We start from the raw sequence: 15,020 nt of genomic DNA, 5'->3' as shown, positions 1-15,020 counted from the left end.
ATGCTAAACAATAATGGATATGAGCGACGTCAATTTATTAAAGCGCTAACCGCGCTTGGTTTAGTGGGCGGGGCGAGTACGAGCCACTTATCGGCGAATGTGTTAGTGCCATCTGACACTAAAGTCTTTAACGCTAAACAACAATTTACCCAAGCGGTAAAACACAATCCAAACTTAATTGGTTTTCAAAGCGCACAGTCTAACTTCAATAAAGTAGCCCTTACCGTAGAAGGAGATATTCCTAAAGCATTAAACGGTTGGTTTATGCGTAATGGCCCCGCATGCCATGACCGCGGTGAAATACGTTACCAACATCTATTTGAAGGTGACGGCATGTTGCAGCGGTTTATCATTCAAGACGGCAAAGTCAGCCATGAGGGTAAATTTGTGGCGACACCTAAATTTCAGCAAGAAGCGCTCGCACAGCAATTTTTATTTTCAGGCCCCGCCACACAAATACCAAATAGTTTAGCCGTAACCAATGCCGACCAAGTTAACGTTGCCAACACCAATATCATTAAAGTGAATAACGAGCTGTGGGCGCTTTGGGAAGGAGCTCCGCCACAGCCATTAATAGTGATGATTTGTCGTTTAATCGCTTGGTCAATTTAGGAGAAAACAGCCATTACGACAACCAACTTAAAGGATTACCTTTTTCAGCCCATCCAAGAATAGAGGCTAACGGCGATATTTGGAATTTTGGACTGCATCCCTCCGGTGATATTGTACTGTACCACCTCACGGCAAATGGCCGCGCCAAACAGGTCAATATAGTAAAGAGCAATTTTAGCGGTGTGCTGCACGACTTCTTAATCACAGCACGTCATATCATTCTGGTTTTGCCGTCCCTAAAACGGGACATGACGATTGCAGGTTTATTTAACGGGATCTATTTCGACCCAAAGCTTCCCATGCAAGCATTAGTCATCGATAAAAATACGCTCACCTTGAGCCGCACTTATGAACTTCCGCCGGGGATGGTTTTCCACTTTGGTAACGCATGGGAAGATAACCAAGGTGATATTCACTTTGATGCCAGTCTTTATCAAGATTTTGCTGTAATGACTCAGTTATCCGACGTGATGCAAGGCAAAACCTTTGAACAATATAGTGATGCAAACACACATCTGTTTACCTTACATAAACAAGGTAAAGTGAGCCAACACAACTTTACTGACAGCAGTGAATTCCCGCGGGTATGCCACCACTTAATCGGCCAGCAAAACCACCTGTTATTCTATACATCCAACACCACCAATAGCGTGTGGAGCGATAGTGTTGTTGCGCGTAATCTCGATACAGGTAAAGAAGATAGGTTTGATTATGGGGCAGATTATTTAGTGGAAGAACATATTCCGATAAGTCCAAACCATAACGAAGACCAAGGTTATTTAATCGGTACGGCGCTGCACGTCCCCAGTAAAAGAACCTGTCTAAATATATTCAGCAAACATGATATTAGCGCCGGCCCCATCGCTAGAGCTTGGCTGCCCTATCATCTGCCATTAGGATTTCATGGTAATTTTATTGCCGCTTAACTTTGCCATTAATAGAAGTCGCAAGCCAAAGCGCTTGCCAGCGGCTGACTTTATCACTAGCGCTGAGCTGCTTAGGTGAAACAGAGATAGCCGGTTGTAAGAGCGCAGCATCCGATAACAAATGTGAATTTAGTGCGCCTTTAAGCTCATTTGCTCGCTTAAACGTGACCGCAATAACCGTGTCACATTCATGACAAGTCACAAATACGGCTTTATTAGAGCCCTGCCGTTGTAACTTAAAAGGCTGCAGGCCTTCAATTTCAAGCATCCCATCAGGATCTGAAAGATAACTCAGTTGTCTCGGTACACAAAAATTGCAATCACATGCTCGCGGGTGATATTTGTCCAAGGTTTGAGGAAGATAAACAGTCACCCGACTATTACCACATTCACAGTTACCGCTATATGCAATCAAAGTCATGCCTCCAAACGTTAATCAATAATCAACACCTTCATATAGCCACAAGCTCTAACGCTGAATAAAGATAGATACCATAAGGCTGTCAGCCAGATTATGCTAATATAACGCATCAGCTTTATAAATGTGTACCACTCTCATTTGTTTGACTGAAGGTAGCCACTCCTACCGCAAATAACTAATGAGGATATAAAAATATGAGTAGATTAAACGCAGAAGAACGTAAAGCCCGTGATAATGAACGCTTTTCACAACGAGTCGATGAGCGCAGAGTAAAAGGCGAAGACGTTGTCGCCTACGCGCTTGCCAATAATAAAGCCTTTAAATTTCTGACTAAACCAGAAAAACACGACTTTAAAGTAAGACAAGCTGAGCTTCAGCAAGAAGCAAAGAACAAATCTGAACAAAAGATGACGCTTAAAAATGAGCAAGAATTAGAAAAGGCTCAAGCTGCATTTACCGAGTAAAAATCCCCAGTAAAAGACAGTGTCAGTGAGTTCATTGGCACTGTTTATCGACCTTGATTTATCACATCAATAGCCACTTTCTTTTATTAAGCCACCCATTTTAAATCTAGTTAATTCAGCTAAAGTGATTTAATAAATATTTCTATTCATGCGGCACTGAACAATTATTTTTTTACTCACCCACCATCATAAAGTGAAGTATTTGTCGGATTTACAGACCATGAAATAATTTATACACAGCCTAAATCTCGAATCTTTAATTCGATAAATATAATGGTATTAAGTATAGAAATTAAATGGCTATCCCAACATCTGCTGGCACATTTGCGCACCATGCCGTCGTCGTTTTTCTAGATGTTCACAATACTGAGTCAGCTCTTGTAGCGTACCTACAGCACCTTTAAACAAGTCGTGAAATTCAGAGGTGATTTTAAGCCAATTTTCTAACGGAATATTGAGCCTTGAAAGAATATCAAGGGTACTTGTAGCAATTGCACCACATTTATCATCACGTAGTTGTCTGCCCGTGTCATCGACCAATTGTAGATAGTCTTGTACCGAAAACATTAAGCCATTGGGCATATTGGTATGTTCATTACCAATAAAGGGTAATAGTTCTGATGGTTGTTCGCCTTTAATGGCAGCTTTGATGCGGCGTTTAATACTGGTGTAATCTGAGGTTTCTGGTGTTTTGGCAATCTGCGCTCGAACAGGATTCAAATCCACGTATGCCATACAAGCAAGTATTGCAGCTTCATCAAGCAGGGCTTGAGATTTAAATCGCCCCTCCCAAAATCTACCTGTACATTTATCTTCTTTGTTGGCTTTACGAGCAATAGGCTCATTAAGACTGCGCATAAACCAACTGATATCGATTAATCGTTTACGGTATTCAGCGATAGTTTTATTTAAGGTTTCAAGTTCATGAACTTCAATCTTGTCGCCTTTTAATAGCTTCTGGGTCAACAAAGTCCCTTTAAACAGTTTTTGCCACTGCACTATCACGTCTTCATCAGACCATGCTTGTACTCGTTCAACATCAACCTTTAACACCACATGCAAATGATTACTCATCACAGCATAAGCACAAATGTCGATGCTAAATACCTGTGCTAATTGCAATAACCTTTCTTCTATCCAATCACGTCTATGTTCATAAGACTGCCCCGTATAGCTATCAACACCGCACAAATAGGCCTTACGAACACAACGACTCACGCAATGATAATAAGACGTATCTTCTAGACTCACTAACCGCTCTCTTGGTATCGCCATCACATGCCTCCCAAAATCCCAATTCAATAAGTCTAGTTCAAGACCAAAATATAACCACTATTATGGGTGGCTCGAATTAGTCCATTCGTTAAGACAATAATCACAATGTAAAGTCATTGTTCACGATACCTCTAACTTGCCAATATTTATTGATATTGCTTTTTTGTTCTCTTTTGCCTAGCAGAAATAGCCTTTGATATGATTGCAGAATAAGCAACCGCACCATTAACCCCTAAATCCGAATGCGAGATATCAATCAAATGTAACCCAATCATTTTCGGATCAAAATTCCCAGCAATAGCATCAGCGGTCAAGGAATCAATATCTAAAATACGCTGATTAGTTTGTTCTGTTAAATCTTGTGCGCCTTTATTTACCGATAAGTCTATTTCTAATTGGGGAATAGTTTTTTTCTCTTTTGCTTTAGGTTGAACCACACTTATCGATTGATGCATCTCAACAGACTTAATAGCTTCTCTATTTCTTTTTTTAACTAAAAAAGATTGTCCAATACTCGAAGATACCCATTGGTAGCAGTAATTATACGACTCAGTGTTATTACTACTAAATGGTTCTGATTGCTCAATAACTACACCGAAAGGAGGGAATACTAACTGACCTTCACAGTTGACTACATAGTCTAATGTCGAAGATGCTACTTTCCAATGCATTATGTCTGGGTATTTGTAATTATTAGATTCATTATTAATAGATATTCTATAAAGCCTTTGCGCATCATTAATAATATATAATTGATCCTGAACATCTTGCGGTGGGACTGAATCGTCAACAATACCACGGATTGCTCCAACCATAGTTGCAATAGAGTCTGTATCCGTACCTAAAACGTTCACTATTGAGACTAACAAGGTGGTTAAATCTTCTTCTATTGAGGCAGCAGCAGTTGCAGCAATAGCAGTTAAAGTTCCACTACCTCTAATTTGAACATTTTTCAAATCTAATATATCAACTAAGCTTTTATAAGATTTATCTTTACTGTTATTCCAGTTAGAAACAGAATCAATCAATTCTGATATTTCATAGTGTACATCTTCGTATGCTTCTTCAAGACTCTTACCAAATTGACCTTCAAATGTTGGAACCCAAGCAGTGCTTAAATTAATTTCTTGTCTAATAATTCTTGGAATTTCTCGAGTCCACTGATTGAAAACCTTTGCATCATTTATATTAGGTACTCTGTTCATCGTCATCGTATATGCTAACGAAAGCGCGTGAAAAACAGCTCCTGCAATAGCCCTAGGGTGACCGTGAGTGGTAAGCGAATTTTTTATTATATCACTTAAAAATGACTCTGGGTTTTCAGGTGTTCGGCATGCCCAAACGTGAGGCTGGATTCTAATTACAGCCCCATTACCACCAGAGTGAATGTATAATGACTTACCTTGATAAAAATTGTTATACCAAGCTACATTTTTTTTCGCTAAAGATGAGGCTGCTATTTTTGACCCAATCCCAGCTCCAAGAGCATATGCTGACCATATTGGTAGCTCAATCTTTGAAAATGCATTAATACTAAAGTAGCCGTCACAATTGATAGACCGAGAGGTCGCAAGGCGTAATTGAGTATCGTCAGAATATGTACCAACCGGCATGGAAACTGATGGTCCGTATGTACCACCTATTTTTCGTTTCCACTCCACCAGTTCAACAACTGTTACAGCACCAGTCCTTTTACTAACCATCCTTGAGTCGGCCAACTCTGTAATAAAGCCTAAGGCATCACCGTATGCAGCCCATAGAGCAGAGTTAACAGTATTTATTTCTTTTAATTTAATCATATTCTCAACCATTACCTCTTAAATACACTTGGATCAACAAGCGTCTCTATAGACTTATTATACAAAGACATCTGAGCCTTTACACAAGACTTGGAAGCTTCATCAGGAACATAGATCTTTTTAAGATACTCAAATGAAAGACCATCTGGGTATAATACCTCAGCCTGTTCGCAAGTAGTCCATGAAGGTAAATGTTCATCACTTCGATAATACTTAACTTGAAATTTTCCCTCTATCGGATTGTTAAACATATCAACAAATCCTTTATAGCCTTGTGAACGATTGCAAGAAGGATAAATATTGTTTGTTGTAGTAAAAAAAACACCTTCATGTTCAAGTATTTCAGTAGAAAATGAAAGGACAACCCAAAACATATCTACGCCACGGTGTATGTACTGTGAGTACCCAAAAAATTCATAATTTAGCTTTGATACCGACAAGTTAATGTAGTCGAGCCACTTTGGATTTTTTTCTTTACGAGATTCTGAATTTTGTTTGAATATAAATGCTAGAGTGTCTTCCTTATGAAGCTTTGAATTTGGTAATACTTGGGACTGAGCAAGCATCCCCAGAAAGCCACTATTCGTGGTGAAGTGTAAAACTTCAGTGATATCTCTTTGATTAACCTCGTCAATTATTATCATACTCTCACCATCTCATAAGTACTATCATCTAAGTGCTTTAAGAATGACGGTTTACTTGTATTGTTATAACTAATAATCACGTTTTCCTTCGCTCTAGTGATAGCCATCGATAATAATTTTATTACTGTTGAATAATCAACATCTTCATTATCATCGGAAGCAAAAGAAAAATGTCTATCCTCTAATCCCACTATAAACACATAGTCAAATTCCAACCCTTTAGCTGAATGAATCGTAGATAGCGCAATGTTGGTATCAGCAGGGGGCCAATAGCTTTCACCTGTAATTTCTACAAACTCTAAGCCTTTTCTTGTAAGCGTCTTTTTAAGCTCATCAAACCACCCCCCCCCTTTTGCATGAAGGAAGCCAACGCTTTCATTTGATAAATCAACATGGCTAGACAAATACTCAAACACATATTCCATCTGCCTTCTGAATCGTCCTTCTATCACTATTGGTTTAGGACCATTCCTTCTTATTTCATCCAATTTAGGTAAAGTACCATCATCATCAATGGTTATTAACGAGTTTTCTATCAATTTACTTGCAAATTTTGCAATTTCAATAGTATTCCTATAATTCCGTTCTAATCGAGCATAAGAGGTCTCTTTAATATCAATACCAGCCTCTCTCCATGTAAAACCACGCTTATATATTTTTTGATTCGTATCTAATACAATCGTTGTGAAATTAACATCTGCTAACTGTTTTGTTATAGCTTTTAGTTGGTTAGCTGAAAAATCTTGAGCCTCATCGACAATCGCAATGTTAATATCATCAAACTTCTCTTTTGAAAAGATTAAAGCAAGGTCATTCCAATCCAATGCACCAGCAACTTTTTTAGATTCAATATATGGATACACCACTTCATCGAGAATTTGCCTCCTAAGTTGCTTATCAACACGCGGCTTTCCTCCTCGACCAGTTCGTTCCATATCAATATAACTCTCTAAATCATCCCCATCTAAACGCCCCTGTAAATACTCTACTTCATCGGCTAAAAACTGAGCCGTTAAGGAGATTGACATACCTAGTTCTTTTATTTTTTCTTCTTGTACTTTTGCATTCCATATATTTGGACGATAATCCATACGTCTATACATATATTTAGATAAAGTTATAACTTCCACATCTAATTTTTTTTGTACGTCTGAAGGAATAATTGCTTCTTGGTTTACTAAATCCTCAATATAAGCAGCTAAAGTTCTATTGAAAGTAAATACTCTTATTTTGATGGGACTTTCATTATTATTTTGAGCAAAGTGGTCGACCAACCAACCTATTGATAACTTCATCATCAAAATTGATGTAGTTGTCTTTCCACTGCCTGCAGCACCTCTAATTATTTTTGTACCCGGTCTAGGCCAAACCATTAGCTTCATTTGCTCTGGTGTAGGAACCACAGTCTGTAGAGTTTTCATTAAGTTAGCTCTTTAATGCAAAATATTAATTCTTGTATCATAAAAGCAAATTTAAATCATTAACATAAAACCCATTACGTGATTCACAGTACTTTTATAGTAGCTACTTATTCATGTATAAAATCGGCACTTAACTATAAAAATTTTCATAGACAAAGACGACTTAATCTAACGGTTAGGATTTGCTTTATTCTAATACCCCTTAACCGTTGCAATACTAAGTTGTAACTCCTTCGCCATATTACTCTGTGACAAACCACTAGCTTTTTTAGCTTGCACCGCTATGATCGTCTTATGAGCTTCTAGCCTGCCAAGTTTTTTACCTTGAACTTTAGCGCGCTCAATCTCCTCTTTCGTGCGTACTCTAATTCGATTTCTTTCGAACTCAGCGAAGGCTGAGAACATCTGCAGCATCAGCTTACTCTCAGCACTTGAAAGGTCTGCTACAGGTAAATCTAAGCAAACGACTTTGATGCCTTTATCTGTAAGCAGGTTTATTGTGTTTTGTACGTCTATGTTGTCTCGACCTAATCAGTCTAGCTAAGACCACCAGCATATCGCCACTTCCCATCTAGTGATCAATTAATATCTTAAACTTCGTCAATTATTCAATTACCCGCAAAATACTCTCAAATTCCTATCCCCTAATTTCCTTCAAACCACAAAAAAGGGAGTCTTTCGACTCCCTTTCAGGTATAGCGTTAATAGCTGTATCAGCATTTTACGCAGGAAAAATCATTTTAGAGCAAGGCCTTTTGCTGCGACGTGTAGTGCTTTTCTACACGAGCAGCAAAGTAACGCCGCTATAAACGATTTTAACCAGTAAAATTACATCATACCGCCCATGCCGCCCATACCACCCATGCCGCCCATATCTGGCATAGCAGCTGAATCTTGTGGTACTTCACATACCATTGCTTCAGTAGTGATCATTAGGCCTGCAATAGATGCTGCGAACTGTAGTGCGCTACGCGTTACTTTAGTTGGGTCTAGGATACCCATCTCTAGCATGTCGCCGTATGTGTCGTTACCAGCGTTGTAACCAAAGTTACCTTCGCCTTTCTTAACGTTGTTTGCGACTACTGATGCTTCTTCACCTGCGTTAGTTGCGATTTGACGTAGTGGCGCTTCCATTGCACGTAATGCAATGATTACACCGTGCTTTTGGTCTTCGTTGATCACGTCTACGTTAGCAATCTTAGAAGCTACGCGTACTAGGGCAACACCACCACCAGCAACCACACCTTCTTCAACCGCTGCGCGAGTTGCATGTAGTGCATCTTCTACGCGTGCTTTTTTCTCTTTCATTTCAACTTCAGTTGCTGCGCCAACTTTGATTACTGCAACACCGCCAGCTAGTTTAGCCATACGCTCTTGTAGTTTCTCTTTGTCGTAGTCAGAAGTTGATTCTTCAGCTTGGATCTTAATCTGGGCAACACGTGCTTCGATTTGAGTCTGTTCGCCAGTACCATCGATGATAGTGGTGTCATCTTTAGTGATCACAACGCGCTTAGCAGTACCAAGATCTTCTAAAGTTGCTTTTTCTAGCTCTAGACCAATCTCTTCAGCGATAACAGTACCACCAGTTAGGATTGCGATATCTTGTAGCATTGCCTTACGACGGTCACCAAAGCCTGGCGCTTTAACAGCAGCAACTTTAACGATACCGCGCATGTTGTTCACAACTAATGTTGCTAATGCTTCACCTTCAACGTCTTCTGCAACGATAAGCAGTGGCTTACCTGTTTTAGCTAGACCTTCAAGGATTGGTAATAATTCACGGATGTTAGAGATCTTCTTGTCTACTAACAGAATGAATGGGCTATCTAGTTCAACGCTGCCAGTTTCTGGCTTGTTGATGAAGTATGGAGATAGGTAACCGCGATCGAACTGCATACCTTCTACTACGTCTAGTTCGTTCTCTAGCGCTTGACCTTCTTCAACAGTGATCACGCCTTCTTTACCTACGCGATCCATCGCAGTTGCGATGATGTCACCAATTGATTCGTCAGAGTTAGCTGAAATAGTACCAACCTGAGCAATCTCTTTAGTGTTAGCACATTCTTGTGAAAGTGCTTTTAGCTCGATAACGGCAGCAGCAACTGCTTTGTCGATACCGCGCTTAAGATCCATTGGGTTCATACCAGCTGCAACAGCTTTTAGGCCTTCAGTCACAATTGCTTGTGCTAACACGGTTGCAGTTGTTGTACCGTCACCGGCTGCATCGTTGGCTTTAGAAGCAACTTCTTTCACCATTTGTGCGCCCATGTTTTCGAACTTATCTTCTAGTTCGATCTCTTTCGCTACTGACACACCATCTTTAGTGATTAGTGGAGCACCAAAGCTCTTGTCTAGTACTACGTTACGACCTTTAGGGCCTAATGTTACTTTTACTGCGTTTGCAAGTACGTTAACGCCCGCTAGCATTTTTACGCGTGCGTCATTACCGAATTTTACTTCTTTAGCTGCCATGTCTAAGTATCCTTTAAACTTATTTAATTAATTGGAAAATCTGGGTAGCGAATCGACGTCTATGCGATTATTCAGCTACTACAGCCATTAGGTCAGCTTCTGATAGGATCAGAACTTCTTCACCATCGATCTTTTCTTTCTTAACGCCATAACCTTCGTTGAAGATCACAACATCACCCACTTTAACGTCTAGTGGTTGTACTGTGCCATTTTCTAAAATGCGACCGTTGCCTACCGCTAGAATTTTACCGCGGCTTGATTTCTCAGCAGCGCTGCCAGTTAGCACGATGCCACCAGCTGATGTTGATTCAACTTCTAAACGTTTTACGATAACGCGGTCATGTAATGGACGAATGTTCATCTAAGCAGTCTCCTAATGATCTTTTGGGCCAACGAATGCATGTGGCTGGTCAATTTACTATTTGAACCTTTCTGGTTCGCTCTGTTTTGATATATGGGGGAATTTTTAGGAGACTCAAGGGTCATTGATAAAATATTTTTCACTTTTTTTTGACCTAGCTTTTATTTCTGACACGCTAAGCTGTTAGAATTTATTCACTATTAGCGAATTAAGGCGAATCTAATACATGAAAGACAGACACGGGTTGTTAACTCAGCCGATTGGTCGTGTGCTGCTCAACATGAGCCTCCCCAACTTGATTGGTATCTTAACTATTTTGGCGTTTAACCTCGTCGACACCTTTTTTATCAGTAAATTAGGCACAGACGCGTTAACTTCAATTAGTTTTACCTTTCCGGTGACTTTGGTGGTTTCAAGTATCGCTATTGGTATTGGTGCCGGGGTCGCTACCCGTTTAGGTCGCCTAATTGGTGGCGGACATGCCCAACAAGCTAAAGTCTTTTTAGGGGATAGCCTGTTACTCACGGTATTAATGGTATCGGCCATTGCCATTATTGGTAGCCTTTGCATTAAGCCGCTGTTTTTATTATTAGGCGCTGAACCGAGCCACATTCCGCTGATCCGCCAATATATGTCGATATGGTTTTTAGGGGTGCCGTTATTGGTGCTACTGATGGTGGGTAACCAAGGTTTACGTGCTACGGGTAATACTCGCGCCCCTGCGGCGATTATGTCGCTGGCGGCGATCATTAACCTAATTTTAGATCCCTTGCTTATTTTTGGTATTGGCCCGTTCCCACAGTTAGGTATTCAAGGTGCCGCAATCGCCACCGTGATCTCTTGGTTAACAGCATTTTTATTATCCGCTTATCTGTTGTTGCTTAAGCATAAAATGTTGCAGTTTGGCAGCATTGATTTGAGTCGCTACCGTGAAAACTGGAAGCAACTAGCTCATATTGCCCAGCCAGCAACCTTGATGAACTTAATTAACCCATTAGCTAATGCGGCCATTATGGCGCTACTGGCACGGATGGATCATGATGCGGTGGCCGCTTTTGGTGCCGGGACGCGAATTGAATCTATTATGCTGATTGTGGTGATGGCACTGTCTTCTAGCTTAGTGCCTTTTGTGGCGCAAAACTTAGGTGCTGGCCAGCAATATCGTGCACGCCAAGCGCTCTTATATTCAGTCAGTTTTGTACTGATATTCCAAACGGTTTTGTATCTACCACTCGCCTACTTTGCCGAACCCATTGCCCATCTATTTAGCCAAGACGCCAATGTAATTGAGTGGTTATCGTTTTATATTTTGGTATTGCCTATCGCTTATGGCCCACTTGGAGTGGTGATTTTGGTGGCAACGTCACTCAATGCTTATCACCGCCCTATGGCCTCGCTATTATTAAATGTGGCGCGTCTATTTGGCCTAATGTTACCGCTAGCGGCGGCTGGTGCTTACTTCTTTGGTGTTGCCGGCGTATTTGTGGCGCTGCCTATCAGTAACGCCATTGCCGGTATTGCCTGTTTAATTATTGCGAAGAGCATTACTGAACCAAGCAATGCCACTGACGATATTGTGCCGATGACCGAGCAATAATCAGCATGGTTATTGAGTAACAAAAAGGCGACCTTAGGTCGCCTTTTTTTTCGCTATGATTAAGTTAATCACGCTTATTATCTTTATCATCAATTTGATGTGTCTCTGGACGCTTATCACTTGCATCTGGCTTGCGTTCAAAGTCGCCATCAAAGGTATTCCCCTCTTGCTGGTCAAAAGGATTGTTATTAAATGGGCCTTGCTGACCAAATGGATTTTGACCTTGGCCGCCAAAACCTGCACCAAATTGTCCTTTTGCCACCATTTTTAGCTTCATTCGCTTAAACACGTAAGCGGCAACGGGTTTACGGGTAAATGGCGTCAGTAACAGTAAACCAATAAAGTCGGTGACAAAGCCTGGGATCACTAACAACACACCCGCCATTGCTAGCATCATACCTTCAACAATCTCTTGCCCAGGTGCTTCACCTCGTGCCAGCTTTTGCTGCACGTCCATTAAGGTACTGATACCTTGGCTACGCACCAGCGATGCCCCCACAACCGCAGTAAATAAACATAATGCGACGGTAGTCCACACGCCTAGCACTTCACCAACGCGGATCAATACTGAGATTTCTATAGTTGGGATCACAATAAATATGATCAATAGCGCAAAAAACATGTTTGCCTCAATTTTTTGTAGGGTTATTGAAAACTAAATATGGGGTCAACGGTCTATTTTCAAGTATTTGCTCACTATTTTATGGTTCGATTAATGCATCAAACCGAGAAAACACGTACAGTAGCAACCCTATTCATTCATTGCTGAGGTTAATGTGTCTAGCAACAATCAGTTTTCGATGGTGATCACCACCTGCCCGACAACCGAGAGTGCCAAACTCATCGCACAATCTCTGGTGAACGATAAGCTTGCAGCTTGTGTTCAAATAATGGCACCGATGACATCTTTCTACCACTGGCAAGACCAAATTTGTCAAGACAGTGAAATTGCGCTGCACATTAAATGCTGCACTCAAGATTATCAAGCCATAGAGCAACGCATTTGTGAGCTACATCCTTATGACGTACCACAAATTATCGCCCTATCAATAACCGATGGACTTCCACGCTATTTAGATTGGATTAAACAAACGTGCCAACGATGAAAAAAATTATTACCCTGTTTCTGACTGCACTGGTGTTAATTGCACCAGTGGCTCACAGCGAAGGTTTACTGAGCTCAAAAGGCTTTGACTTTCTAGGCAGTGAACCGCAACTCATGCCTGTTGACCAAGCTTTCGTATCTGACTTCAAACAAGAAGGCAATCAGCTCAAGATTAATTGGGTAATTGCAGACGGCTACTACATGTACCGTGACAAGCTCAAATTTGAAGCCAATGGCGCAACCATCGGTGAAATAGCACTACCGCAAGGTAAGATGCACCACGATGATTACTTTGGTAATCAAGAGGTGTATACCACTTATGTGGATATTCCATTAGCCCTAAAGTCGGCTCAAGCGGACTCAACCTTAACAGTGACCTTTATGGGCTGTGCTGAAGGTAAGCTATGTTTTCCACCAACTAAGCGCTCAGTCACACTTGAGCCAGTGGCAGACAATGCTGGCATAGTAAGCCAAGCAACCCAAAAGCAAGTACAAGCTGAGAACCAAGCCCAAGGTAATGCGAGCAGCGTTGTCAGTGAGCAAGATAGCTTAAGTAAAATGCTGTCTGGCAATAACATGTTTTGGACCTTATTAATCTTCTTCGGCTTAGGTGTTGGGTTAGCATTAACCCCATGCGTATTCCCAATGTATCCTATTTTGTCTGGCATTATTGTCGGCCAAGGCCAAAAGCTGTCAACGGCTAAAGCCTTTACACTATCAATGGCTTACGTACAGGGCATGGCAATCACCTACTCGATTTTAGGTTTGATTGTGGCTTCTGCTGGCATGAAGTATCAAGCAGCATTACAACATCCAGCCGTATTGATTGGTCTTGCCATTCTATTCTTAATCTTAAGCTTAAGTATGTTTGGCGTGTATGAGCTACAACTACCATCACGTTGGCAGCAAAAAATGAACTCGGTGTCGAACAACCAAAAAGGTGGCAACCTGATTGGCGTGTTTATGATGGGGGTCATTTCTGGCTTAGTGGCTTCACCTTGTACTTCGGCGCCACTGTCTGGTGCGCTGATCTATATCGCCCAGTCAGGCAACTTATTAATGGGCTTCTTAGCCTTGTATATTCTGTCTATGGGTATGGGCTTGCCACTGCTATTAATCGGTACCTCCGGTGGTAAGTTATTGCCACGAGCAGGTAGCTGGATGAATATCATTAAGACAGTATTTGGCTTCTTGCTGATTGCGGTTTCTATCGTGATGATCAGCCGTATTTGGCCGGGTGCAATTACCGATATTCTTTGGTCAGTTTGGGCGATTTGTTTAGTGGGCTACTTTATGCACCAAAACAAATTGACTGAATTTAACTGGAAGCAAACTGTGCGTTCAGTGGCCTTGATTCTTTGTCTACTAGCCAGCTTCTCGTATGGCTTCCAAGCGGCGATGAGTGCACTTGGTTTCCAATCATACGCGAGCACGTTTAACGGTCAAAACACTGCCCCAGTAGATGCGCCTAAGTTTAAGTTAATTAAATCGGTAGCCGATGTTGAAGCAGAAGTTGCCGCCGCCAAAGCCGCAGGCAAACCTGTATTAATCGACTTCTACGCTGACTGGTGTGTAGCTTGTAAAGAGTTTGAAAATATCACCTTTAAAGACAAGCAAGTACAGCAGCGCTTAAGCCAATATGTATTGTTAAAAGCCGATGTCACTAAAGGCGATGCGACCGATAATGCCCTCCTTGAGCATTATAAGGTACTCGGCTTACCGACCTTGCTATTGTTTAATCAACAAGGTGTTGAAAACAATAACTTACGTATCACCGGCTTTATGGGCCCAGAAGCATTTGCCAAACATTTAGATGTGTTACTGACCAAGTAATCCATAACACGCTAAATTAGCACCCCATTCTTTGGTATTAAAAACGAACTTTTTATTAAAAAAGTTCGTTTTTTTGTCGATAAATCAATA

General features: G+C 41.0%; 15 protein-coding genes. 6 read left to right on the top strand and 9 right to left on the bottom strand.

Annotated features, from left to right (window positions below; all coding sequences use genetic code 11):
- On the top strand, positions 1-612 hold the full coding sequence (locus tag JCM15074_RS25295; protein WP_051536927.1) for a carotenoid oxygenase family protein: 612 nt from the start codon (positions 1-3) through the stop codon (positions 610-612).
- Complete coding sequence (locus JCM15074_RS23765; RefSeq protein WP_159105305.1) at positions 585-1,538, top strand: carotenoid oxygenase family protein; 954 nt, start codon at positions 585-587, stop codon at positions 1,536-1,538. The genes JCM15074_RS25295 and JCM15074_RS23765 overlap by 28 nt, the downstream gene beginning before the upstream one ends.
- On the opposite strand, the gene JCM15074_RS15935 is transcribed toward JCM15074_RS23765, so the two are convergent.
- Positions 1,525-1,959, bottom strand: a complete 435-nt coding sequence (locus JCM15074_RS15935; protein WP_025822361.1) for a hypothetical protein — start codon at positions 1,957-1,959, stop codon at positions 1,525-1,527. The two genes, JCM15074_RS23765 and JCM15074_RS15935, sit on opposite strands and share 14 nt — an antisense overlap.
- Positions 1,960-2,153: 194 nt before the next feature.
- Here JCM15074_RS15935 and JCM15074_RS15930 point away from each other — a divergent pair, with 194 nt between their 5' ends.
- Positions 2,154-2,423: a hypothetical protein gene (locus JCM15074_RS15930; protein WP_025822359.1), complete on the top strand. Its 270-nt coding sequence runs from the start codon at positions 2,154-2,156 to the stop codon at positions 2,421-2,423.
- Between the two features lie 300 nt (positions 2,424-2,723).
- On the opposite strand, the gene JCM15074_RS15925 is transcribed toward JCM15074_RS15930, so the two are convergent.
- The 7 genes from JCM15074_RS15925 to JCM15074_RS15895 all read right to left on the bottom strand — a co-directional run bounded on the left by JCM15074_RS15925 (position 2,724) and on the right by JCM15074_RS15895 (position 10,395).
- Positions 2,724-3,698, bottom strand: coding sequence for a transposase (locus tag JCM15074_RS15925; RefSeq protein WP_025822357.1), 975 nt, complete (start codon positions 3,696-3,698; stop codon positions 2,724-2,726).
- A 146-nt stretch (positions 3,699-3,844) separates the two neighbouring features.
- Positions 3,845-5,497, bottom strand: a complete 1,653-nt coding sequence (locus JCM15074_RS15920) for an ADP-ribosylglycohydrolase family protein (RefSeq protein WP_148300820.1) — start codon at positions 5,495-5,497, stop codon at positions 3,845-3,847.
- Positions 5,498-5,508: 11 nt separating this feature from the next.
- Positions 5,509-6,141 (bottom strand): DarT ssDNA thymidine ADP-ribosyltransferase family protein, encoded by a 633-nt coding sequence (locus JCM15074_RS15915; protein WP_025822354.1) that lies wholly within the window; start codon positions 6,139-6,141, stop codon positions 5,509-5,511.
- Entirely contained in the window at positions 6,138-7,562 is a 1,425-nt protein-coding gene (locus JCM15074_RS15910) for a 3'-5' exonuclease (RefSeq protein ID WP_025822352.1), read from the bottom strand. The genes JCM15074_RS15915 and JCM15074_RS15910 overlap by 4 nt, the downstream gene beginning before the upstream one ends.
- 192 nt (positions 7,563-7,754) lie before the next feature.
- On the bottom strand, positions 7,755-8,036 hold the full coding sequence (locus JCM15074_RS22625; protein WP_234400257.1) for a recombinase family protein: 282 nt from the start codon (positions 8,034-8,036) through the stop codon (positions 7,755-7,757).
- Positions 8,037-8,390: 354 nt separating this feature from the next.
- Positions 8,391-10,034, bottom strand: a complete 1,644-nt coding sequence (gene groL, locus JCM15074_RS15900) for a chaperonin GroEL (RefSeq protein ID WP_025822350.1) — start codon at positions 10,032-10,034, stop codon at positions 8,391-8,393.
- Between the two features lie 67 nt (positions 10,035-10,101).
- Positions 10,102-10,395: a co-chaperone GroES gene (locus JCM15074_RS15895; protein ID WP_025822348.1), complete on the bottom strand. Its 294-nt coding sequence runs from the start codon at positions 10,393-10,395 to the stop codon at positions 10,102-10,104.
- A gap of 226 nt (positions 10,396-10,621) precedes the next feature.
- Here JCM15074_RS15895 and JCM15074_RS15890 point away from each other — a divergent pair, with 226 nt between their 5' ends.
- Entirely contained in the window at positions 10,622-11,992 is a 1,371-nt protein-coding gene (locus tag JCM15074_RS15890; protein WP_025822346.1) for an MATE family efflux transporter, read from the top strand.
- Positions 11,993-12,056: 64 nt separating this feature from the next.
- On the opposite strand, the gene JCM15074_RS15885 is transcribed toward JCM15074_RS15890, so the two are convergent.
- Positions 12,057-12,614 (bottom strand): FxsA family protein, encoded by a 558-nt coding sequence (locus JCM15074_RS15885; RefSeq protein ID WP_025822344.1) that lies wholly within the window; start codon positions 12,612-12,614, stop codon positions 12,057-12,059.
- A gap of 154 nt (positions 12,615-12,768) precedes the next feature.
- Between JCM15074_RS15885 and cutA the strand changes: the two genes are divergently transcribed.
- Both cutA and JCM15074_RS15875 read left to right on the top strand, forming a co-directional pair.
- Positions 12,769-13,098: a divalent-cation tolerance protein CutA gene (cutA, locus tag JCM15074_RS15880; RefSeq protein ID WP_373278913.1), complete on the top strand. Its 330-nt coding sequence runs from the start codon at positions 12,769-12,771 to the stop codon at positions 13,096-13,098.
- Entirely contained in the window at positions 13,095-14,930 is a 1,836-nt protein-coding gene (locus tag JCM15074_RS15875; protein ID WP_025822340.1) for a protein-disulfide reductase DsbD, read from the top strand. Before cutA ends, JCM15074_RS15875 begins: the two co-directional genes overlap by 4 nt.
- The last annotated feature ends 90 nt before the right edge of the window (positions 14,931-15,020 follow it).

The organism is Shewanella marina JCM 15074, from assembly GCF_000614975.1.
Classification (GTDB): Bacteria; Pseudomonadota; Gammaproteobacteria; order Enterobacterales; family Shewanellaceae; genus Shewanella; species Shewanella marina.
Note: the sequence above shows the minus strand (reverse complement) of the source record. Positions and strands in the feature narration are given on the sequence as shown.